20 protein-coding genes are annotated in these 21744 nt (G+C 71.1%); 14 read left to right on the top strand and 6 right to left on the bottom strand.

Annotated features, from left to right (window positions below; translation table 11 throughout):
* Window positions 1-156 precede the first annotated feature (156 nt).
* The 8 genes from IE325_RS39590 to IE325_RS39555 all read left to right on the top strand — a co-directional run bounded on the left by IE325_RS39590 (window position 157) and on the right by IE325_RS39555 (window position 8779).
* Window positions 157-891 carry a response regulator transcription factor gene (locus IE325_RS39590; protein WP_190075028.1) on the top strand — a complete coding sequence of 245 codons (735 nt, stop codon included), beginning with the start codon at window positions 157-159 and terminating at the stop codon, window positions 889-891.
* Window positions 888-2342 (top strand): sensor histidine kinase, encoded by a 1455-nt coding sequence (locus IE325_RS39585; RefSeq protein WP_190075027.1) that lies wholly within the window; start codon window positions 888-890, stop codon window positions 2340-2342. Before IE325_RS39590 ends, IE325_RS39585 begins: the two co-directional genes overlap by 4 nt.
* Window positions 2343-2515: 173 nt before the next feature.
* Window positions 2516-3787: a DUF3500 domain-containing protein gene (locus IE325_RS39580; protein ID WP_190075026.1), complete on the top strand. Its 1272-nt coding sequence runs from the start codon at window positions 2516-2518 to the stop codon at window positions 3785-3787.
* A 103-nt stretch (window positions 3788-3890) separates the two neighbouring features.
* The gene (locus IE325_RS39575) at window positions 3891-4316 is read left to right on the top strand and encodes a hypothetical protein (RefSeq protein ID WP_190075025.1); all 426 of its coding nucleotides are present in this window, start codon (window positions 3891-3893) and stop codon (window positions 4314-4316) included.
* 179 nt (window positions 4317-4495) lie between these two features.
* Window positions 4496-4909 carry a hypothetical protein gene (locus tag IE325_RS39570; RefSeq protein ID WP_229912376.1) on the top strand — a complete coding sequence of 138 codons (414 nt, stop codon included), beginning with the start codon at window positions 4496-4498 and terminating at the stop codon, window positions 4907-4909.
* A 186-nt stretch (window positions 4910-5095) separates the two neighbouring features.
* A complete protein-coding gene (locus IE325_RS39565) occupies window positions 5096-6184 on the top strand; it encodes a PLP-dependent cysteine synthase family protein (protein WP_190075024.1) in 1089 nt (362 codons plus the stop codon).
* Entirely contained in the window at window positions 6181-7473 is a 1293-nt protein-coding gene (locus IE325_RS39560) for an MFS transporter (RefSeq protein WP_190075023.1), read from the top strand. Before IE325_RS39565 ends, IE325_RS39560 begins: the two co-directional genes overlap by 4 nt.
* 175 nt (window positions 7474-7648) lie before the next feature.
* On the top strand, window positions 7649-8779 hold the full coding sequence (locus IE325_RS39555) for an FAD-dependent oxidoreductase (protein ID WP_190075022.1): 1131 nt from the start codon (window positions 7649-7651) through the stop codon (window positions 8777-8779).
* Window positions 8780-8900: 121 nt separating this feature from the next.
* Here IE325_RS39555 and IE325_RS39550 read toward each other — a convergent pair whose 3' ends face one another.
* The 3 genes from IE325_RS39550 to IE325_RS39540 form a co-directional block, all read right to left on the bottom strand.
* Window positions 8901-9380 (bottom strand): hypothetical protein, encoded by a 480-nt coding sequence (locus IE325_RS39550; protein WP_190075021.1) that lies wholly within the window; start codon window positions 9378-9380, stop codon window positions 8901-8903.
* A 259-nt stretch (window positions 9381-9639) separates the two neighbouring features.
* Window positions 9640-10257 (bottom strand): TetR/AcrR family transcriptional regulator, encoded by a 618-nt coding sequence (locus IE325_RS39545; protein ID WP_190075020.1) that lies wholly within the window; start codon window positions 10255-10257, stop codon window positions 9640-9642.
* Window positions 10254-10586, bottom strand: coding sequence for a non-heme iron oxygenase ferredoxin subunit (locus IE325_RS39540; RefSeq protein WP_190075019.1), 333 nt, complete (start codon window positions 10584-10586; stop codon window positions 10254-10256). The genes IE325_RS39545 and IE325_RS39540 overlap by 4 nt, the downstream gene beginning before the upstream one ends.
* Before the next feature lie 335 nt (window positions 10587-10921).
* Between IE325_RS39540 and IE325_RS39535 the strand changes: the two genes are divergently transcribed.
* Window positions 10922-11470 (top strand): DUF1062 domain-containing protein, encoded by a 549-nt coding sequence (locus IE325_RS39535; RefSeq protein WP_190075018.1) that lies wholly within the window; start codon window positions 10922-10924, stop codon window positions 11468-11470.
* 79 nt (window positions 11471-11549) lie between these two features.
* On the opposite strand, the gene IE325_RS39530 is transcribed toward IE325_RS39535, so the two are convergent.
* Window positions 11550-12587, bottom strand: a complete 1038-nt coding sequence (locus IE325_RS39530; protein ID WP_190075017.1) for a LacI family DNA-binding transcriptional regulator — start codon at window positions 12585-12587, stop codon at window positions 11550-11552.
* A gap of 236 nt (window positions 12588-12823) precedes the next feature.
* Here IE325_RS39530 and IE325_RS39525 point away from each other — a divergent pair, with 236 nt between their 5' ends.
* Genes IE325_RS39525 through IE325_RS39510 form a run of 4 tightly spaced genes read left to right on the top strand, consistent with a single transcriptional unit; the run spans window position 12824 to window position 18973 of the window.
* A complete protein-coding gene (locus tag IE325_RS39525; protein ID WP_229912374.1) occupies window positions 12824-13720 on the top strand; it encodes a carbohydrate ABC transporter permease in 897 nt (298 codons plus the stop codon).
* Window positions 13717-14538, top strand: a complete 822-nt coding sequence (locus tag IE325_RS39520; protein ID WP_190075016.1) for a carbohydrate ABC transporter permease — start codon at window positions 13717-13719, stop codon at window positions 14536-14538. The genes IE325_RS39525 and IE325_RS39520 overlap by 4 nt, the downstream gene beginning before the upstream one ends.
* Window positions 14539-14570: 32 nt before the next feature.
* Window positions 14571-15836: an ABC transporter substrate-binding protein gene (locus tag IE325_RS39515; RefSeq protein ID WP_190075015.1), complete on the top strand. Its 1266-nt coding sequence runs from the start codon at window positions 14571-14573 to the stop codon at window positions 15834-15836.
* Window positions 15837-15850: 14 nt separating this feature from the next.
* Window positions 15851-18973, top strand: a complete 3123-nt coding sequence (locus IE325_RS39510) for an alpha-L-rhamnosidase (RefSeq protein WP_229912372.1) — start codon at window positions 15851-15853, stop codon at window positions 18971-18973.
* Window positions 18974-18978: 5 nt separating this feature from the next.
* Here IE325_RS39510 and IE325_RS39505 read toward each other — a convergent pair whose 3' ends face one another.
* Window positions 18979-19944, bottom strand: coding sequence for an amidohydrolase family protein (locus IE325_RS39505; RefSeq protein WP_190075013.1), 966 nt, complete (start codon window positions 19942-19944; stop codon window positions 18979-18981).
* A 186-nt stretch (window positions 19945-20130) separates the two neighbouring features.
* On the opposite strand from IE325_RS39505, the gene IE325_RS39500 reads away from it, so the two are divergent.
* Complete coding sequence (locus IE325_RS39500; protein WP_190075012.1) at window positions 20131-21081, top strand: SMI1/KNR4 family protein; 951 nt, start codon at window positions 20131-20133, stop codon at window positions 21079-21081.
* 17 nt (window positions 21082-21098) lie between these two features.
* Here the strand turns inward: IE325_RS39500 and IE325_RS39495 are convergent, their stop codons facing one another.
* Window positions 21099-21524, bottom strand: a complete 426-nt coding sequence (locus IE325_RS39495) for a DUF6174 domain-containing protein (RefSeq protein WP_190075011.1) — start codon at window positions 21522-21524, stop codon at window positions 21099-21101.
* Window positions 21525-21744: the final 220 nt, after the last annotated feature.

The raw sequence follows: 21744 nt of genomic DNA, 5'->3' as shown, positions 1-21744 counted from the left end.
CCATGCTCACCGTCGGTAACCAGGAACCTCAACGTAACCAATGGGTGAGCGTGGCGTAGGTCACAACAATTGGCGGGGGCCGCGCATGTGCCATCCATGATCGGACCACAGAACACCCACAGCGGTCTCTCAGGGAGCCGGGGCAGGCTCACGCGTATGCCTGTCGTCAGTGGAGCCCCGGCCAGTCGCCGGAGTGCGGTGCGTGTGCTGATCGTCGATGATGAACCCGAGTTGACCGAGCTGCTGTCGTGGGCTGTCGCGGATGCGGGGTGGCAGCCCTTCGTCGCGGAGGACGGACGCAGTGCCCTGACGCTCGCCCGGGGGTGCGCGCCGCATGCCGTCGTGCTGGACGGGATGCTGCCCGATCTGGACGGTGTGCAGGTGCTGCGGCGGCTGCGGTACGAGAACGCGCGGCTGCCCGTGCTCATGCTCACCGCCCGTGACGCCCTGGAACACCGCCTCGACGGGCTGTCGGCCGGCGCCGACGACTATGTGACCAAACCCTTCGCCATGGAAGAGGTCATGCTGCGGCTGCGCGGCCTGCTGCGTCGCGCCGGCGCCGAACGCGAGGCGGCCGACCACGACGTACGGGTGCTCGGCGATCTGACGCTGTCCGAGACGACCCGGCAGGTGCAGCGCGCCGGGACGCCGATCGCGCTCACCGCGAAGGAGTTCGACCTGCTCGGCTATCTGATGCGCCATCCCAGGCAGGTGCTGAGCAAGGCGCAGATCGTCGGGGAGGTCTGGAACAGCACGTTCGAGAGCGAGGGCAATCTCGTCGAGGTGTATGTGTACAGCCTGCGCGGAAAGATCGACAAGGGTCGGGCGCCGATGATCCACACGGTGCGCGGCGCCGGATACGTCATCAGGGCGGCGGACGGCGGCACATGACGCCCCTTCGGGCCAGGGGCCGCTCACTGCGGGCCAGGCTGGTGCTGTTCACCACGGTCGCGCTGGCCCTCGTCTGCGCGGCGATGGCGCTCACCACGGTCCTGGTCCAGCGCGCCCATCTGCTGGACAGCTTGGACCAGCGCGTCCGCGACGCCGCGCAGCGCGGCGAGGGCGGCGCCCACTACCGGGCCGGCGGTGCCACGGACCTCAGCTTCCTCAGCGAGCGGGGGCAGCCCGCCGGCACCGTCGCCGCACGCCTCGCGGACGGCGAGGTCACGGCCGCCGAGGTGGTGGACGAGGACGGAGACCGCACCACTCTTACCGCGACCCAGCGCGCCGCCCTGTCCGGGGTCGACGCCGACGGCACGCTCCACACCCGCACCATCCCGGGCCTCGGCACCTACCGGGTGGCCGCCGTCAGCGGCGACGGCGCCGCCGTGCTGGCCGGGCTCCCCATGGCCGCCGTACAGGACACGATCCACCGGCTGATCGTGACGCAGACGGCCATCGCCGGAGCCGGACTCGTCGTCGCGGGATGCGCCTGCGCGGTGGTCATACGGCGCCAGCTGCGGCCGCTCGGCCGGGTGGCCGCCACCGCCGTCGAGGTGGCACGGGCACCGCTGGACCGCGGTGCGGTCACCGGCCTCACCCGGGTCCCCGCCGGGGACACCGACCCCACCACCGAGGCCGGCCAAGTGGGCGCCGCGCTCAACCACTTGATCGACCGCGTGGAGTCCTCGCTCGCCGTGCGCCGGCGCACCGAGGAACGCATGCGCCGCTTCCTCGCCGACGCGAGCCACGAACTGCGCACCCCGCTCGCCTCCATCGCCGGTTACGCCGAGCTGATGGACCGGGGCACGGCGCCGATCGACGCGGGTCAGGCCTGGCGTCGGGTCTCCGCGCAGTCGGCCCGGATGACCGGGCTCGTCGAGGACCTTCTGCTGCTGGCCCGGCTCGACGAGGGACGGCCGCTCGCGGCGGAGGACGTCGACCTCGCCACCCTGGTCGCGGAGGCGGTGTGGGACGCGCGGGCGACCGGCGTCGACCACGACTGGCAGCTCGCGCTGCGCCTCGACGAACCGGCCACGGTGACCGGCGACCCGGCCCGGCTCACCCAGGTCGTGGCCAACCTGCTGGCCAACGCCCGCGCGCACACCCCGCCCGGCACCCGGATCACGGTGACCGTGGAGGCCACGCGCGCGTGCCGCGTCATCCGCGTGCACGACGACGGCCCCGGCATCCCGCCCGCGCTCCTGCCCACCGTCTTCGAACGCTTCACCCGCGCCGACACCTCCCGCACCCGGACCCCCGGCAAGGGCGGCGGCTCGGGCCTCGGCCTGTCCATCGCCGCGGCCATCACCCAGGCGCACGGCGGCCGCCTCGACGTCGAGAGCGAGCCCGGGCACACGCAGTTCACGGTCGCGCTGCCGCACGCCGCCGACGCCCGCTGAATCCACGGCACATTCACAGACACGCAGGTCAGCGGTGTGCCGTACGGCGATATCGGCGCCGCTGCCGCCGCCGTACGCGATGCGGTTCAGCTCAGCCTCAGCTGGGGGCCCCAGGGTTGGCACCCGTGGCCGCCCAACGGTGGACGTGCCCACGATGAGAGGAGCCCGTGACGATGACCGCCCACGCGAGCCGTCGCAACTTCATGCGCAAGGTCTTCTTCGCCTCCGGTGCCACTGCCGTGGCGACGATGGGCGGTGCCGGTGCCTGGGCCGCGATGGCCGAAGACGCCACCACCGACGCCTCGGCGAGCCCGGCCCCGAGCGGCGCTCCCAGCGGTGCTCCCGGCGGCGGAGGCCCCGGGAACCAGACCATCACCGAGGACTTCTTCGGCCTGACCACCGACGGGAAGCGGATCGACGACCTGTTCACGATCCACTCCACCAAGGTCGCCACCGCCCCGGTCATCTCCGCGGCGAACGCCTTCCTGGCCGGGCTCACCGACACCCAGAAGACGTCCACGCAGTTCACCGTCCACTCCACCGAGTGGCGGCTGTGGTCCAACATCGACTCCTACGACCGTCAGGGCGTCTCCCTCGCCGATCTGAGCGACGACCAGAAGGCCCTCGGCACCGCCCTGTTGAAGGCGGCGCTCAGCGCGGACGGCCTGGAGACCACGGAGAAGATCCGCAGGATCAACCAGGCGGCCGGCGAGGCGATCGGCAACACGAACTCCTTCAACGAGGACGCCTACTACTGGACCCTGATGGGCACCCCGTCCGCGACCGAGCCGTGGGGCTTCCAGTTCGACGGCCACCACCTCGTCGTCAACTACTTCGTCCTCGGCAGCCAGGTGGTCATGAGCCCCTGCTTCTGGGGTTCGGAACCGACCTCGATGGAGATCGACGGCGAGACCGTCACCGTCTGCCACGAGGAGGTCGTCGCCTCACTGGCCTTCATCAACTCCCTCACCACGGCGCAGCAGTCCGTCGCGATCGCCTCCTCGACCAAGTCGAACGAGTCGATGAAGGCGGGCGCGTTCGCCGACAACACGGTCCAGGCGTACGAGGGCCTGCGCGGCGACAAGCTGAACGCCGCCCAGAGGAAGAAGCTCCTCGGCATCGTCGAGGCGTTCGTGGGCCGCGCCAAGGCGGACGCCGCGAAGGTACGGATGGCGGAGGTCGCCGAGCACCTCTCCGACACCTATGTCACCTGGGCGGGCGGCATCGCCGACGACTCCGCCTTCTACGTCCGTGTCCACAGCCCCGTCGTCTGGGTCGAGGTCGACTGCCAGGGCCCGGGCCCGCTGGCCGGCGCCTACGGAGCCACCCAGGGCGACGGCCCCACCCAGAAGCACGTCCACTCCGTCATCCGCACCCCCAACGGCAACGACTACGGAAGGGAACTCCTCCGGCAGCACTACCTGACCTCACCTCACCATCGGTGAGAACGCGCACTCGCCGTAGCAAACAAGCCATTCACCTGACGAGTTCGACCGATGTCGCGGGACGTCCCGTCGAGCACCGTCGGTGAGCCGTTACGATCACGGCATGGTTACGGCTTGGTCGCCCTGGCGCATCGGCGGGACCCGCGCGGACGCGGGTTCCCTGCCACGCGTACTCGCCCTGGCCGTCCTGCTGTTCGGGGTCCTCATGACGCACGGCGGGCATGCGGAGAGCGCCGACGGACACCTGTCCATCAGCGCGACGGCCTCGGCGGCGCCGGTGTCCTCGTATACGGCCGCCGGAGCCGACGACCACCGCGGCGGCCATACGCCGGCGCATCCTGGCGAGCAGTGCCTGTCCGGGCAGCCGCAGCAGGGGTCGGCCCTGGCGGCGCCCTGCTCCGCGGCGCGGGTGCGGGCATCGACCGGCGCCGATGACGCGTTGCTTCCGCGTACGCCCGCCATGAGCCGGCCCGTCGACGAGGCGTCACCGGCGGCGCTGAGATCAGCCTCCGTGGTGCGGCAGGTCTAGGAGGCACGGAGCCCTCCGGACGGCCCGCCGGTTGTCACCGGTTCGGCCGGTACCGCGCGACGAGGCCCGTACCCCATGCTCATGATGGGTCGTCACGTCTCGTCGATGCCGTCCTGCCCCCACCCATGCGTCTCACTCCGTGCCCCACCGCGGAGGCGAGCCAGCAGCGCGGAGGACCTGTGCCGACTCACTCCCGTACGCCCGCATCCTGGCGCCGATTCGTCCCGGCGATCCGTGCCACGCTGGTCATGGCGCTCATGCTGTGCGCCGTCATCCATGGCGCGACCGAGCAGACGCACGCGTCGGTGCCCCTGCCCGCCGCCGCATCGGTGGCGGTGACCGCGGGCGGTGACCCGCACGGCCCCCATGGCCCCCACGGCCCCTACGAGTCCGAGGACTGCGCCGCGGACGCGATCGTCCGCAGCGCCGCTCCCTCGGCCGAGGACCTTCCCCTCGGCGCGATGGCCCTGGTCGTGCTCATCGCCCTGTCCGTGCTGGTGGGAAGGCCTCTCGTGCGGCCGTCGCCCCGCGGACGCCGTAGCGCACGCACCGGCCGTGTGGCGCTCGTCCGTACGTCCCGCTGGCGGATCTAGACCACTCGCTCGCAGCCGAACGCCCTCGTCGGCTGCCGCGCATCCATGGCGTGCACACGGACTCCGCGGTCCGTCGCCCCGTCGCCGTGGGCGCGAGATGAACCCGCATCGCGCACCGCGCATGTATCGCCTTCGTCGCGTGCATCGCCTTCATCGCATTCATCGAGCGAGAGTGAACACACAGACATGCAGTCATTGACCAAGGCCGCGATCCCCTCGGGCGGCCAGGCCGCCCTGTCCGGGCTGGTGGGCAACACCCCGCTGCTGCGGGTCTCGGAGCCGCTCGCCCCGGCCGGACGCGGCTTCTGGGCGAAGCTCGAAGGGTTCAACCCCGGCGGGATCAAGGACCGTCCGGGTCTGTACATGGTGGAGCGGGCCCGCGCCCGCGGCGACCTGCGGCCCGGCGGACGGATCATCGAGTCCACCAGCGGCACCCTCGGCCTCGGCCTGGCGCTGGCCGGGATGGTGTACGGCCACCCCGTCACCCTGGTCACCGATCCGGGCCTGGAGCCGTCCATGACCCGGCTGCTGACCGCGTACGGCGCCCAGGTCAACGTCGTCGCCGAGCCGCATCCCACGGGCGGCTGGCAGCAGGCCCGCCGCGAGCGCGTACAGCGGCTCCTGGAGCAGCACCCCGACTCCTGGTGCCCGGACCAGTACAACAACCCGGACAACGTCGCCGCCTACACCCCGCTGGCCCTCGAACTCGCCGCCGAGATGGGCCATATCGACGTGCTGGTGTGCAGCGTCGGCACCGGAGGCCACTCGGCCGGGGTGTCGGGGGTTCTGCGCCAGCTGTACCCGGAGCTGACCGTCGTCGGCGTGGACACGACCGGTTCCACGATCTTCGGCCAGCCCGCCAGGCCCCGCCTGATGCGTGGCCTCGGCTCCAGCATCTACCCCCGCAACGTGGCCTACGAGAACTTCTCCGAGGTGCACTGGGTGGCCCCGGCCGAGGCGGTGTGGACCTGCCGTCAACTGGCCGCTTCCCATTACGCCACCGGCGGCTGGAGCGTCGGCGCGGTCGCGCTGGTGGCGGGCTGGCTGGCCCGGACCATGTCCGCCGACGCACGGATCGTCGCGGTCTTCCCCGACGGCCCGCAGCGCTACCTGGGCACCGTCTACGACGACGACTACTGCGCCGCCCACGGCGTCCTCGACTCCCCGCCGGCGCCCGAACCCGAGCTGATCGGCCGCCTGGACGAGAAGGAGGTCACCTGCTGGACCCGCTGCACCACGGTGATCGACCCCCTCACCCTGGAGGAGGACCGGTGAAGGGGCTGCTCACCCAGGTCGGGTCGTACGAACGCAGCGTCCAGCTGCTGATGGTGAACCAGTTCACGATCAACCTCGGCTTCTACATGCTGATGCCCTATCTGGCCGCCCATCTCTCCGGCACCCTCGGCCTGGCCGGCTGGATCGTGGGACTCGTCCTCGGCGTACGGAACTTCAGCCAGCAGGGCATGTTCCTGTTCGGCGGCACACTCGCCGACCGGCTCGGCTACAAGCCGATGATCGTGGCCGGCTGTGTGCTGCGCACATTCGGCTTCGCCACCCTCGGCCTGGTGGACTCGCTGCCCGCGCTGCTCGCCGCCTCCGCGGCCACCGGGCTGGCCGGCGCTCTGTTCAACCCGGCCGTACGGGCCTACCTCGCGGCCGACGCGGGGGAGCGCAGGGTCGAGGCGTTCGCCCTGTTCAACGTGTTCTACCAGGCCGGCATCCTGCTGGGCCCGCTGGTGGGCATGGTGCTGACCGGGGTTGACTTCCGTATCACCTGCCTGGTGTCGGCGGGGATCTTCGCCCTGCTGAGCGTCGTACAGATCCGTGCCCTGCCCGCCCGGCGGGCCGAGGACACCGGGCGCCGGGCGACCGAGGGTGTGCTCGCCCAGTGGCGCGGCATCCTCGCCAACCGGCCGTTCCTGCTGTTCTCCCTCGCCATGATCGGGTCGTACGTCCTGTCGTTCCAGGTCTATCTGGCGCTGCCGCTGGAGGTGCGGCGGCTCGGCGGTGACGGGGAGTTCGGGACGGCGGCGGTCGCGGCGCTGTTCGCCGTGTCCGGGCTGAGCACGATCCTCGGCCAGACGCGGGTGACGGCGTGGTGCAAGGCGCGGTACGAGCCCGGGCAGGCTCTTGTGCGGGGGCTCGCGGCGATGGGGCTGGCCTTCGTGCCGCTGCTCCTGGCCACGGCCGTACCCGTACCGGAGTCCGGGTTCGGGCTGTGGCTGCTCGCGGCGGTGCCGCCGACGCTCGCCGCGCTGCTGCTCGCCATTGGCACGATGATCGCCTACCCGTTCGAGATGGACACCATCGTCCGGCTCTCCGGCGACCGGCTCGTCGCCACGCACTACGGGCTGTACAACACCATCTGCGGCATCGGCATCACCGTCGGCAACCTCGGCACCGGCGCCGCCCTCGACGCGGCACGGTCGGCCGGGATGCCCGCGCTGCCGTGGATCACGCTGGCTGTGATCGGTGCCGTATGCGCTGGGGCCTTGTACGGCCTGCACCGCAGCGGCCGACTGGCGGCACCGCCCGCTGCCGAGCCGGTGGGAGCGGCTATCTGACCGCCTGGGGGGCGGGGCATCGCAGGGTGCCCCGCCCTCGTCGTGTACCGCGGTATCGGGGCCTGTCGGCCCGGTGTCGGTGGCTGTCGGTCCGGTGTCGGCGCCTTGTCGGCAGGGCCCGGCACCTTGCTTCGAAGACGGCCGCCGCGGGCGGCCCGATCCCGAAGGAGCCACCATGCACACACCCGTCACGATCATCGGCGCCGGACTCGGCGGACTGACGCTGGCCCGAGTCCTGCACGTCCACGGCATCCCGGTCACCGTCTACGAGGCGGAGGAATCCCCGTCGGCGCGTACGCAGGGAGGGATGCTCGACATCCACGACTACAACGGGCAGCTCGCCCTTCAGGCGGCCGGCCTGATGGACGAGTTCCACGCCATCGTCCTGGAGGGCCGTCAGGCGCTGCGGGTCATCGACCGGGACGGGAGCGTCCTGCTCGACCAGGCCGACGACGGCACGGGCGGACGCCCCGAGGTGCAGCGCGGTGAGCTGCGGCGGATCCTGCTCGACTCGCTGCCGGCCGGCACCGTCCGTTGGGGACACAAGGTCACCCGCACCCGTGCCCTCGGCGAGGGCCGCCACGAGGTGACGTTCGCGGGCGGCGGCGCCGTCGACACCGGTCTGCTGGTCGGCGCGGACGGCGCGTGGTCACGGGTACGGCCGCTGCTCACCTCGACCGTGCCCGAGTACGCGGGAACGTCGTCCGTCGATGTGTATCTGTACGACGCCGACACCCGGCACCCGGTCGCCGCGAAGACGGTCGGCGGCGGGTCGATGATCGCGCCCGCACCCGGCAGGGAGATCTTCGCGCACCGGGAGAGCGGCGACACCCTGCACATCTTTGTGCTGCTGGCGAAGCCTCAGGACTGGTTCGCCGTCATCGACTTCACCGACGCGACCGCGGCCGGTGCACGCATCGCGGCGGAGTTCGACGGCTGGGCACCCGAACTCACCGCGCTGATCACGGACGGCGACTCCACGCCGGTCCTGCGCCCCCACTTCACCCTGCCGACCGGGCACCGGTGGGACAGGGTGCCCGGGGTGACACTGGTCGGCGACGCCGCCCACCTCGCTGTCCCGAACGGCGAAGGGGCCAACCTGGCCATGCTCGACGGCGCCGAACTCGGCAAGGCACTCGCCGCCCACCCGGGCGACATCGAGGCCGCGCTCACCGAGTACGAGCAGGCCATGTTCCCGCGCAGCGCCGAGGCCGCCACGCTCGACGGCGGTGAGATCATCCCGCTCGACTCCGAGGACAACACGGCGCACGGGCTGATCAACATGGTCACCGGGGACGGCCGATGAAAGGAGTTCAGGATCGCGGCGCCCCGTTCGGCGTCGTCCACGCTGACGGCGAAGTCCCTGCCCCCGGCGCGGATGGCGAGGCATTCGCCGCGGCGCAGCATCACCGTCGTGCCCAGCCCGCTCAGCCGGTAGCCCCAGCTGCCCACCTGCACCGGGGTGCGCTGGTCGACGCGAGCCGATTCGATGTCCTCGACAGCCCAGCGTCGGGCGGGCAGGCCGAATGGCTGACCTGCGCCTGCACCGAGGCACAGCCGAGGACCAGCAGCGAGCCGAGCGTCAACGGTGCGATCAGGGCCAGCGCTTGGAGCGGATCCGCCAGCCCTCCTACGGCGGCCGCGCCGGCGGCGAGTGCCACGAGCCCGGTGACGGCGGCGATCAGGTGCAGCCACGGATTGGACGTACGGGAGAACCACACCAGTCGCCGCCCCTCGGGGATGTCCATGCGCGGGCCGTCCACCGCCCCGCCCCGCGCCGCCGGGTTCTGACGGGTCCGGCGGGCCGCGAACCAGACGACCGCCCCCGCCACCAGCCCGGTCGTCACGAAGGAGCCCGTCACCGAGCCGGCCTCGCGCCAGTCGGCCCGGTCAAGGTTCGCCCGCACGACCGACGCCTGACCGCCCAGCAGAAAGAGCCCCCGGATGCCAAGGTCAAGCCTTCCGGGCCGCCCATCGCGCGTCCTGACCGCCGCAGCCCGACGAGCACACTCAGAGCCATCACCGCCCCGATCAACGCCGGACCGCGCGCCGGAGGGAGCCGGCTCGTCGAGGGGCACGTCATCGATCTCCGTCACGCCTTTCCCGACGTCGACCGGACCCGACCCGCGAAGTTCCGCACGCCGGGTCCGAGATGGCCGGTGAGCTTCAGCGATGTCCGACCGGCTCCCCGGCCCTCGCCACCACCCGCCGCACCAGCTCCGCCCACGTCGTCCGCAGCCGTGCGGTGCTGATCCGGTGTTCGTTGCGCAGGTAGTCCACGGTCTCGGAGTTGGCCGTGGCGAGCATGGTGTGGGCCAGCATGTCGGTGTCGCCCTCGACGCCCGCTTCGCGCAGCAGGGAGGCGATGTGGTGGTGGAAGGCGCGGGCGACCTGGGAGCCGTGGAGCCGTTCGAGGGGGACCTGGCGGGCCAGGGCGGCGCCCAGGTCCGTGTCGTCGGCGAGGCGCTCGATCAGGGCGCAGCCGAACGCTGTGAGCCGGTCACCGGCCGGCGCTCCCGGCCCGAGCGGCGGGGGACCGAGGGTGTACGTCTCGTGGAACTCGGCCTCGGCGTCGGCCAGCAGGGCGAGCAGCAGCCCGGTGCGGTCGCCGAACCGGCGGAAGAGCGTGCCTTTTCCCACCCCGGCAGCCCGCGCGACCTCGTGCATGGTCACGTGCTCCGCTCCCCGTTCGGCCACCAGCCGGGCGGCCGCCTCCAGCAGCCGGGCCCGGTTGCGGGCCGCGTCGGCCCGTTCCGCACCGGCATCGCCCGGCGTCCGCGTCACCGCTCACTCCGCGGCACCACGCGCGCGTACACGCCCCCGTCCTCGATCTGCACCGCGTACACCGGCACGGGGCGGCTCGCCGGCGGGTCGAGGGCCTCGCCGGTGCGCAGGTCGAAGCGGGAGCCGTGCAGCCAGCACTCGACCGTGCAGCCGTCGACCTCGCCCTCGGAGAGCGAGACGGCACTGTGCGAGCAGGTGTCATGGATCGCGAACACCTGCTTCTCGGTCAGTACGAGGCTGACGGGGACCCCCTCCACCTCGAACCGCCGGGGGACGCCCTCCTCCAGTACGCCGAACTCGCAGAGGTACGTGTATCCGCTGCTGGGCATCGCTCTCCTCGGGTGCGGCACACCTGTGACGTGCGCTGATCGCCCACGCTAGCGACGCGGCCCACGTCCGGGACCCGACCGCGGTCCGAACCGGACTCGGCACTTCGGCCTAGGGCCTGGCGGTACGGCGTTCGGGAACCGGTCGAAAATCAGTGGAGCGGCGCCGCCGCGCGCCCTTACCGTGCTGCCGTCCCAAGTCGTCTGGTCGAGGACGTGCCCTTGTACACCCTGTGAGACCTCCCGAGCGCTGATCTGTCGCGCGTCGCCGCATGCTCGCCGCATGTGCGCCGCGCTGCTTTTTGCTGCGGACTTCTCACTGAAACCGGTGTACTCCCGTGCTCGAAAACTGGGTGGTCGTTCCCACCTGCCTTCCGCTCGTCCGGCGCCGCTGTCACGCGTGCGCGTCCGACGTCTTCCGGACAAGCGGCAAATTCCGCGTCAACGCCAACCACAAGCTCCTCGACGCCTGGCTCCTCGTGCTCTGCGCCTCGTGCGGGGTGACCGCGAAGCTCACGGTCCTGGAGCGGATGAACGTCCGTTCCGTGCGACCTGAGCTGCTGGACCGGATGCATGACAACGACCCCGGCCTGGCGGGCGAGTTGCTCCAGGATCCGGTCCTGCGGCGCCGTAATCGCATCGCCCTGGACTGGACGGGCGCCTGGCGCCTCGACACCGGCGGCACGGTTCACCCGGACCGCGAGGTGATCGACGTATCGGTCCGCTTCGCGGCGCGGATCCCGGTCCGGCCGGTCCGGCTGATCGCCGAAGGGTGCGGTCTCTCACGGGCCGAGGTGGAGCGTCTCATCGTGGAGCAGAAGGTCGTCGCGGCCGTCCGGCTGAACGGCAGGCTCTCCGACGACTTCACCTTCACGCTCAAGCGCTGAGCCCTCCGGGCGACCAAGGGCACCAGGGGCCTGTCCGGCGTTCCAGCGGAATCCGCCGGACAGGCCCAGACCTGCGCGCCTACCCCGCCGGCCGAGCCGTGGTACGCCGCGCCACCAACGTCGGGGACAACTTGACCTGCACCGACGTCTTGCCACGGTCCTCGATCCGCTCCAGCAGAAGCCGCGCGGCGTTGCGGCCGATCTCGCGGCCCGCCTGGTCGACGCTCGTCAGGGAGATCTGCCCGAGCGCGGCGAACGTCGTGTTGTCGTAGCCCGCCACCGAGAGGTCGCCCGGCACGGACAGCCCGGCCTCGGAGACCGCCTCCAGGACTCCCATGGCCACGATGTCCGCGCCCGCGAAGATCGCCGTGGGCCGGGGGCGGCGGGCGAGCAGTTCCTTCGCGCCCTCGTAGCCGCCCTGCTGGGTGTAGCTGGTGGAGACGACGTCGATCCCCTCGTGCAGGCCGAGATCCCGCATGGCCTGCCGATAGCCGTCCGCGCGCTGGGCGTTGGGCATCTCGGCGATGCGCGTCGGGTCGGTCTCGTGGTGCTCGATGTGGGCGATCCGGCGATGGCCCAGCGCGGCGAGGTGGCCGACGACCAGCGCCGCGCCCGCCACATCGTCGTCGGCGACGCTGTCGTACTTGGGGGAGTGGCTGTGCCGGCCGATCACGACGGTCGGTACGACGGAGGCGACGTGTTCGAGACGGGCGCGCGGTGAGACGGGGGCGACCAGGACGAGGCCGTCCATGCCCCGGTCGATCATGGCCTCGGTGACGCGGGCCTCCTCCTTCTCCCCGTTGCAGCCGGGGCCCAGCAGGACCTGGTAGTCGGTGTCCGCCAGGCAGCCGGTGACGCCGTCGAGGATCTCGGGGAAGAAGGGGTTGCGGATGTCGGGCAGCATCACGCCGATCGTGTACGTCCGGCCCCGCAGCCCCCGCGCGGCCGCGAGGGGCCGGTAGCCCAGCTCCTCGATCGCGCGGCGCACCTTGGCCCGCATCTCGGGGCTCGCCCCATAGGCGTTGCGCAGCACCTTGGACACCGCGGTCGTGGACACCTGGGCATGACGGGCCACGTCGACGATGGTGACGCGGCGGGGCGATGCGGGCGGCTCCATGCGGCTTTCCTCCGACGTCGTGGGCAACGTTGGCCAAAAGTCTACGGAGAGAGTGCGCGTGAGGTAAGAGCGGTCGCCGACATTCCGGTAGCCGGGTCCCGTCGCAATCATGCAGCTTGCGCAGCATCTTGACGTCATGCGGGGTGCTCTCTAGGGTCTGGCACCACCGATGGAAAACGTTACCCATCGGCCGTCTCAAACATGGGTTGAAACGTTTCAAGGAAGCAGGTCCGCCCGTGACCCTCGCCTCTCCTGCCCGCCGCGCCCGCACCACGCCGCCCTGGTGGTTCATGGCGCCGGCGCTGCTGCTGTTCGCCTTCGTCGTCCTCGTGCCGAGCGCCCGCGGGGTGTACTACGCGTTCACCGACTGGGACGGCCTCGATCCGCACCACTCCTTCGTGGGCCTCGGCAATTTCGCCGACATGGTCCGTGACGCGGACGCGGTGCAGGCGATCTGGCACACCCTGGTCATCGCCGTCTCCATCACCCTCGTGCAGAACGCCGTGGGGCTGCTGCTGGCGCTCGGCGTGAACTCGGCCATCAAGTCCCGCAATGTGCTGAGGGTGTTCCTGTTCGCCCCGGCCGTGGTCACCCCGATCGTGACCGCATACCTGTGGCGCAACCTGCTCGGTCCGGACGGGGCGGTCAACAGCCTGTTCGGTGCCGTGGGGCTCGACTCGTGGCGGCAGGACTGGCTCGGCAGCGCGGATCTGGCGCTGTGGGCGGTCGTCGCAGTGATCGTGTGGCAGTTCGCGGGCTACTCGATGGTCATCTTCCTGGCGGGACTCCAGTCGGTGCCCCAGGAGGTCCACGAGGCGGCGGCGCTCGACGGGGCCGGTCCCGTACGGCGCTTCTGGTCGGTCACCCGGCCCCTGCTCGCGCCCGCCTTCACCATCAACCTGATGCTGTCGATCATCGGCGGGATCAAACTCTTCGACCAGGTCTACGCGTTGACCGGCGGCGGCCCCGGCCACGCCACCGACACCCTGTCGACCCTGATCTACAAGGACGCCTTCACCCTCGGCGAGTTCGGCTACAGCATCGCCCTCGCGGTGGTCCTCACGATCATCGTCGCGGTCGCCTCCACCGGGCAGTACGCGGTGCTGTCCCGCAGCGAGAGGGCCGCGTCATGAACCGCTACCGCCCCCGCACTCTCGCCCTGGAACTCGGGATGATCGCCACCGCGCTGGTCGTCGGCTTCCCGGTGTACGTCCTGGCCAACCTCGCCGCACGGCCCGCCTCCGACACCTCGTCCCCCATCCGCCCGACCGGCTCGCCGACCCTGGAGAACTTCACCCACGCCTGGCAACAGGGCGCGCTCGGCGGGGCGTTGGCCAACAGTGTGCTGGTGACGGCGTGCAGCGTCGCCATCGTGCTCGCCGTCTCCGCCCTCGCCGCGTATCCGCTGGCCCGCGTCACGGCCCGCTGGTCCCGCAGCACCTATCTCCTCGTCCTCCTCGGACTGGTGCTGCCGTTCCAGCTCGCCTCGCTCCCGCTGTACCAGACCATGCGCGACCTCGGTCTGCTCGGCACCCCCTGGGCCCTGGTCCTGTTCCACTCCGGCCTCCAGGTCCCGTTCACCGTCTTCCTCTACGTCGGCTTCCTGCGCGCCCTGCCCCGGGACTTCGAGGACGCGGCGCTCATCGACGGATGCACCCCGCTGCAGGGCTTCCGGTACGTCGTCCTGCCGATGCTCAAGCCCGTCACCGTGACCGCGCTCGTGCTGAACGCGGTCGCCGTCTGGAACGACTTCTTCACCCCGCTGCTGTACCTCAGCGGCAGCGACCGGCAGACCATGCCGGTCGCGATCGCGGGCTTCGTCGGCCAGTACGTCACCGACTGGAACCTCATCTTCGCCGCCCTGGTGATCAGCATCCTGCCCGTCCTGCTCGTCTACTTCCTCCTTCAGCGCATCATCATCAACGGCTTCGCCGGAGGGCTGCGGGGATGAGCCCCGCCTTCTTTCTCCGCAAGGGAGACCTCATGACCACACGCACACTCACGGCCGTGACCGCCGCCGCGACAGCCGCTGTCCTCCTGGCCGCCTGCAGCGGCGGCACCAAGGCGGAAGGCGGTGGCGGCGGCGACAGGACCCTGACGCTGGCCTCGGTCGACCAGGGGTCCGTCGAGGACGTCGTCAAGGCGTTCGAGAAGGCCAACCCCGGCGTCAAGGTCCGCTACACCACCAGCGGCGCCGACCAGTACCAGCAGCAGATCCGCACCCAGCTCTCCTCCGGCACCGCACCCGACGTGATGTCGGTGTGGCCGGGCAACGGCAACCCCGCCGCCACCTACGTCCTGGCGAAACCCGGCTATCTGCGGGACCTCTCCGACCAGCCCTGGGCCGCCGGGCTGCCGGACGCCATGAAGAGCGTCGCCCAGTACGAGGGCAGGACGTACAACGCCGTCTTCGGGCAGAACGGCATCGGCGCCGTCTACAACCAGCAGGCCATGGCGAAGGCCGGGCTCACCCCGCCGGACACCTGGACGAAGCTGCTGGCGTTCTGCCGGGACGCCGAGGCGAAGGGAACTCCCGCGTTCGCCCTGGGAATCCAGGACAACTGGGTGACCCAGCTCGTCCTGTACTCCCTCGTCGCCACGACCGTCTACGGCCCCGACCGCGCCTTCGACCAGAAGATGCAGGCCGGACAGGCGGACTTCACCGACTCGCCCTGGACCACCGCGCTGGAGAAATACCTCGCCATGCGGAAGGCGGGCTGCTTCCAGAAGAACCCCCTGGGCACCAACTACGAGGCCAGCCAGCAACTCGCCGCCTCCGGCAAGACCCTCGGCATCATCCAGGGCAACTGGGTCATCGCCCTCCTCAAGGGCAAGAACCCGCAGGGCACCTTCACGCTGAAGGCGCTGCCCGCCACCGACGACCCGTCCGCCACCCTCATCCCGGCCGCGGCGGGCGCGGGCTACGGCGTCAACGCCAAGGCGAAGAACCCCGAACTGGCCCTGAAATTCGTGAACTTCGTGATGTCGCCCGAGGGCATGAACGTGCTCAACAAGAAGCAGGGCAGCCTGCCCACCCTCCCGGACACGGGCTATCAGGCCGACCCCGCGCTCACCGAACTCTCCAAGTTCATCGAAACGAACCGCACCGTGCCGTTCATGGACCAGCTGTGGCCCAACCCCAAGGTGCAGCAGACCATGCTCAGCGGCCTCCAGGAGATCTTCAGCGGCCAGTCCACGCCCCAGGACCTCCTCAAGGACATGGACACCGACTACAAGGCCGGCTCATGAGAAGGGACGACTCGATGACCGACGCAGACGCAGATGCAGACGCAGACGCGGCGCACGGACGGCGGACGGGACCTCGCCGCCGCACCGTGCTCGCGGCGACCGCGAGCGCCGTACCCGTACTGGCCGGCGCGACGACCGCGCAGGCCGCACCGAATCGCCCCGTGGAGGACGGCGCCGTGTACGGATTGACCGTGGAACACCGCACCGACCCGCTCGGCGTGGACGCCCCGCACCCCCGCTTCGGCTGGCGCATACGGTCCGCCGGACGCGGGCGGAGTCAGGGCGCGTACGAGATCCTCGTCGCCACCTCGCCGGGCCGGCTGACCACCGGCCGCGCGGACGTCTGGAACAGCGGACGCGTCAGGTCCGCCGATTCCGTGGCCATCCGCCATCGCGGCGAGCCCCTGGCCGCCTCGACCCGCTACTACTGGACCGTCACCGCCTGGGACACCCGGGGCCGCCGGCTCGGCAGCGGCCCCGTGGCCTGGTTCGAGACGGGCCTGATGAGCACCGACGGTGTCACCGGCTGGGCCGGCGCACAGTGGATCGGCATGAAGGACAAGGCGCCCCGCTCGCCCGGCGCACCCCTGCTGCGCACCGAGGCACCGCTGCGCGGCCGGGTCCGCGAGGCGCGGCTGTACGTCTCCGCGCTCGGGGTGTACGACGCCTACGTCAGCGGCCGGCGGGTGACCGTCCCGCAGGACGGCGACCACACCCTCGAACTGCTGCCGCCCGGCTGGACGAACTACGACGCGCGCGTCAACTACCTCACCTACGACGTCACGCACCTCGTGGCCCGGGAACCGGCCGTCGCCCTGGCCGCCGTCCTCGGCAACGGCTGGTACAACGGCCGTATCTCCGAGGGCAGTACGTACTACTCCGAGGACGGCAACGCCCTCGCCCTCAAGGCCAGACTGCTGATCCGCTACACCGACGGGACGACCCAGTCCGTGGTCACCCGCCCGGACGGCTCGTGGAAGGGCACCGACACCGGCCCCCACCGCGCCGACGACATCTACGACGGCGAGACCTACGACGCCCGCAGGGAACTCCCCGGCTGGACGTCGTCCGGCTACGACGACTCCGCCTGGTCGGACGTGGCGCCGGTCCCCTTCGAGACCAGATACCCCGATGCCCTGCTCTGCGCCTACCCGGCCGAGACCGCCCGCCTGATGGGCAAGTGGGACCGACGGCCGCGGTCGGTCACCGTCTACTCGGGAACGACCGGCGCGGGCAGGGGCCGTATCACCGTGGACCCCGACCGGACGGTGACCGACCCGCACCGGGCGGCCGACAGCCCGGTCACCCTCGGCCCCGGCGACACGGCCGTCTTCGACCTGGGCCAGAACATGGTCGGTGTGCCCCGCTACAGCGTGCGCGGGCCCGCCGGAGCGCGGGTCACCTTCCGGTTCGGCGAGATGCTCAACGACAGCAGCGCCGGAGCGGACGGCCCCGAAGGCTCCCTCTACCGGGCCAACCTGCGCAGCGCCGAGGCCACCAGCACCTACATCCTCAAGGGCGACCGGCGGGGGGAGACCCACCAGGACTCCCTGACCTTCTACGGCTTCCGCTACGCGTCCGTCACCGCGACCGAGACCGTCACCATCACCGGCCTGACCGGCAAGGTCGCCACCTCCGCCATCCACGAGACCGGCACCCTCACCACGAACGACCCCGACACGAACCAACTGATCAGCAATATCCGCTGGGGCCAGCGCGGCAACTACCTCTGGGTGCCCACCGACTGCCCGCAGCGCGACGAACGCCTCGGCTGGACCGGCGACACCCAGGTCTTCTCCACCACGGGCCTGTACAACGCCGACGCCGGCCCCTTCCTCAGCCACTTCCAGCAGACCACGATCGACTCCCAGACCCTGTACGGCATGGACAAGGCCCAGTTCACCGGGGTCGCACCCGGCGGACGCTACAACTTCCCCGGCGGCGGCAGCGGTTGGGCGGACAGCGGCGTCATCCTCCCGTGGACCCTGTGGCAGATGACCGGAGATCCCACCGTCATCGAGGACAGCTGGCCCGCGATGACCCGCTACCTCGACTGGATCCGGCGGCAGACCGGCGACACCCACGCAGGCCAGGGCTCCCTCACCGGCGACTGGCTCGCCCCGCAGAAGACCAGCGCCCAGCTGATGAGCGACGTCTACTACGGCTACGTCGCCCGCCTCATGGCCCAGATGGCCCGAGCCGTCGGCCGCCCGGCGGAGGCGGCGGCGTACGAGGCGCTCTTCGGGGACATCAAGAAGGCGTTCATCAGGAAGTACCTCAGTACCGAGGGCGGCACGGCCACTGTGAGGTCCAGCCTCGGCGAGGCCTCCCCGATCGAGCCCGGCGCCGACCCCGCCCAGAAGACCGAGGACAACACCCAGACCGCCCTGCTGTGGGTGCTCAAGCTCGGCTTCTACGACACCGAGGCCCAACGCCGCGCCCTCGTCGGCCACTTGGCGGACAACATCGGCAACGACGCGGCCTACAAGGCGGCCCACCCCGAAAGCAGCCGCGTCAAGTACGCCGAGAACACGCTGTCCGTGGGCTTCCTGGGCGTCAACGTCCTCGCCCCCGTCCTCAGCGACGAGGGCCGCTCGGACCTGGCGTACGAACTGCTCCACCAGGACGAGCTGCCGTCCTGGCTGTTCTCCGTGCGCAACGGTGCCACGACGGTCTGGGAGCGCTGGAACTCCTACTCCAAGGACGCCGGCTTCGGCCCGGTCAGCATGAACTCCTTCAACCACTACGCGTACGGCGCCGTCATGGAGTGGATGTACGCCTACATGGCCGGGATCGCCCGCGACCCCGACAGCCCCGGCTTCAAGCACTTCGTCCTACGGCCGCACCTCGACCCCACCGGCCGGATCACCCATGTCGCCGGCACCCACGAGTCGCCGTACGGCGAGATCAGAAGCGAGTGGAAGGTCGGCGACACCGGCAGAACGCTCACCTACGACGCACTGATACCGGCGAACACCGAAGCCACCCTGCACCTCCCGGCGACCTCCGCCGACTCCGTCCGCGAGGGCCGAACCCCCTTGGCCCGCCTGGACGGAGTCCGCTTCCTCGGGCACACGGACGGCGTGGCGTCGTACCGGCTGCCGTCGGGCTCGTACGGGCTGACCAGCGAGCTGTGAGCGGGTCAGGGCCGTGCGAGGCGGGGGATGAGGAGTTCGGCGTTGCCCCGGTCGATGGCGTCGAGGAGGCCGGGGCCGAGGTGCGGGTGGTCGTCCAGCAGGGTGTCGAAGTCCGTGCCCCACTCCTCGGGGAGCATCGGAAAGTCACTGCCGTACAGGACATGGTCCGGCGCGGCGAAGGCCAGGAGTGAGGGGAGCGTCGTCGAGCCCGTCGAGATGGCCGTGTCGAAGTAGAAGCGCCGCAGATCGGCGAGGAAGTCCTCGGGGGTGGTGCCGGGCCCGTCGGTGGGGAGACGGGCGGCCAGGGCGAAGCGGTGGGCGGCGTACGGCAGGAAGCCGCCGGCGTGGGGGAGGATCATCCGCATCCGGGGGTACCGGCGCGGCACGCCCCGCATGGTCAGCTGCAGGGCCGCGCGCGTCGTGTCGTACGGGAAGTCCGCCAGCGGTGGGGGCACATCGGGCAGCGGGGCGCCCGGTGGTGCGGTCGGATGGACGAGGACGACGGCGGAACGGGCGTCGAGTTCGGCCCACAGCGGCTCGAACTCCGGGTCGCCCGGGTAGCGGCCGTGCGCGTTGGACAGCACCATCACGCCGTCCGCCTCCAGTTCGTCCAGGGCATGCGCCGCCTCGGCGAGGGCGCCGTCCACGTCGGGCAGCGGGAGGGCGGCGAAGTGACCGAAGCGGTCGGGCCGGTTCTTGACCAGCTCGGCCGTGAACTCGTTGACGATCCGGGCCACTTCGCGCGCGGCGACGGGATCGTCGGGGCCGGCTAGCGGCGCGGCGTACGACAGCACCCCGGTGGCGATGGACCGCCGGTCCATCATGGCGATCGCGCCACGCTCGTCCCACACGGGCGCGGGCCATCCGACGGCGGCGGCACGGCCGGCCATGGCGCGGCCCCGGTCGGGCGGGATCACATGCTGATGGATGTCGATACGCCGTCGAGGGCCCGTGCGTCCGGGATCCGCCATGCCCGTCCCCGCCTCCTCGTGCCGTGAACGACATCACCGTACAAAGAGATGATATCCGGGCATTTCGCTTCCCTCCATGGGAATGCGTCGGGCCACTGTCCGGTCCGACAGGGGATCTCCCGCCGATGCGTGTCGGCGTCCTAGTGTTGGCCCGCTCTCCCACCGACCAGCGAGGAGCGACGGGCCGTGAATGTCGAGATCCCCCAGTTCGTGAGCGACACCGCCACCTCGTTCGGTGAGGGAGTCCCCTACGCCCTGCGGGTGCTGGCCGGACAGTTGGCCGAAGACCCGGACATGGGGCGGCCCTCGGGGTTACCCGGCATCCTCACCGTCATGATCGACGGCGATCTGTTCGAGGACTGTCCCGACCTTGCCGTCGGCTACATCCGCGAACCCGACCGGATCCAGATCCGGTACCTGAGCCGGGCCCAGCCCGAGGAGTCCGAAGAGCCCGCCGTGTCCGAGGGGGAGGGCCGGGAGCGGGACGCGTCGGCCGACCCCGCCACCGACGCGCTCACCGTGCGGGAGGTCGCCGACGCCTGGCATCGCCTCACCGGCTGGCTCCGGCGCAACGCCCCCGACTCCTACGCCGCGCTCCGCCCCGGCGCGGGGCCCGCCGCCGTCGCCGCCCTCGAAGACGACCTCGGCCTCGCGATACCCCTTGAGCTGCGCGTCCTGTGGACCCTGACCGCGGGCGACAGCGGGGTCGACGGCGCGGGATGCCTGCCCGGCAACGAGGCGCTGCTGCCCCTGGACGCCGTGGCCGCCCTCCACCGGCGGCAACTGGACGCCCAGGCCGACGAGGACGCCCTCAACGCGGAACGCCCCGAGGACGAGCGGACCTACTTCTGGAAACCGGCCTGGATACCGGTCGCGACCCGCGGTGTCATCGACACCACCTCGGGCTGGTACCTGGACGCCGAGACCGGCTACCTGGGCCGCTGGTCCCGCTTCAACGAGCCCCCCGGCGACGAACTCGACACGCTGGTCACCTACTTGGAGGAGGCCGCCGACATGCTCGAGGCCCCGACCCTGGCCACCCGGGACGAGCCGGGCCTGGTCGACGGGGCGCTGGCGTGGCGCAGGGGACTCGCCCCCGCACGGCAGGACCGGTGGCGGCCCCTGACCGGCAGATGACCGGCAGACCGTGAGGATCATTTCCCGGCGAAGTCGCTGACGACATACAGGGCTTCGTCGTCGATCGCGTTCTCCAGCCAGTCCAGGGTGATCCGCTCGGGGTGCCCGTCCGCCGCGTACTCCACCTCGGCCGTGTCCGCACCGTCCCGCCGCGCCTGCTCCCACTCGTCGAGGAGTTGCCCGATCGTGGGCACCGCGTCGGGGTTGTCCTTCACCACGCGCCGGCCGCTGTCGTCGAGCCCCACCGCCTTGGTCACGGTGCCATCGCGGACGGTGATCCGGAAGGCACCGATCAGGGCCCGTTCCCCTTCGCTGGAGCGGAGCGTGTAGGTGTACGAGGCGGGCTCCCGCCAGGTGTCGGCGGTCCCGGTGCCGCAGGCGGCGGTCGCGCAGATCAGGCCTGAGACCAGTACGGCACGGGCGGTCACGGATACGGCGGTCATGACGGCACTCCCTTCGTGGACGCACACCGCTATGACGCCGGCCGCCCGGCGAACGTTCGTCGAGCCCTCCAACTCCCGCACCGCCGTACGCAGTCGCCGGGCGACGCTCCGTGATTTGGATGTGCGCTTCTCATGCGCTGCATCAGCGCTGTACGGGCGCTAAAGGGTGTTGCACAAGGCTCTGAGCTGGGCATCTTCTGTGTATGGCCGGGGTCTTACG

The organism is Streptomyces lanatus (assembly GCF_014655715.1).
Lineage (GTDB): Bacteria > Actinomycetota > Actinomycetes > Streptomycetales > Streptomycetaceae > Streptomyces > Streptomyces lanatus.
The sequence above is the reverse complement of the archived record's forward strand: the minus strand, read 5'-3'. Positions and strand labels throughout refer to the sequence as shown.

Coding starts and splice junctions, on each gene's coding strand:
- IE325_RS39590 (WP_190075028.1), top strand. CDS start 157: ATGCCTGTCGTCAGTGGAGCCCCGGCCAGTCGCCGGAGTGCGGTGCGT.
- IE325_RS39585 (WP_190075027.1), top strand. CDS start 888: ATGACGCCCCTTCGGGCCAGGGGCCGCTCACTGCGGGCCAGGCTGGTG.
- IE325_RS39580 (WP_190075026.1), top strand. CDS start 2,516: ATGACCGCCCACGCGAGCCGTCGCAACTTCATGCGCAAGGTCTTCTTC.
- IE325_RS39575 (WP_190075025.1), top strand. CDS start 3,891: ATGGTTACGGCTTGGTCGCCCTGGCGCATCGGCGGGACCCGCGCGGAC.
- IE325_RS39565 (WP_190075024.1), top strand. CDS start 5,096: ATGCAGTCATTGACCAAGGCCGCGATCCCCTCGGGCGGCCAGGCCGCC.
- IE325_RS39555 (WP_190075022.1), top strand. CDS start 7,649: ATGCACACACCCGTCACGATCATCGGCGCCGGACTCGGCGGACTGACG.
- IE325_RS39540 (WP_190075019.1), bottom strand. CDS start 10,586: ATGCCCAGCAGCGGATACACGTACCTCTGCGAGTTCGGCGTACTGGAG.
- IE325_RS39530 (WP_190075017.1), bottom strand. CDS start 12,587: ATGGAGCCGCCCGCATCGCCCCGCCGCGTCACCATCGTCGACGTGGCC.
- IE325_RS39520 (WP_190075016.1), top strand. CDS start 13,717: ATGAACCGCTACCGCCCCCGCACTCTCGCCCTGGAACTCGGGATGATC.
- IE325_RS39515 (WP_190075015.1), top strand. CDS start 14,571: ATGACCACACGCACACTCACGGCCGTGACCGCCGCCGCGACAGCCGCT.
- IE325_RS39510 (WP_229912372.1), top strand. CDS start 15,851: ATGACCGACGCAGACGCAGATGCAGACGCAGACGCGGCGCACGGACGG.
- IE325_RS39505 (WP_190075013.1), bottom strand. CDS start 19,944: ATGGCGGATCCCGGACGCACGGGCCCTCGACGGCGTATCGACATCCAT.
- IE325_RS39495 (WP_190075011.1), bottom strand. CDS start 21,524: ATGACCGCCGTATCCGTGACCGCCCGTGCCGTACTGGTCTCAGGCCTG.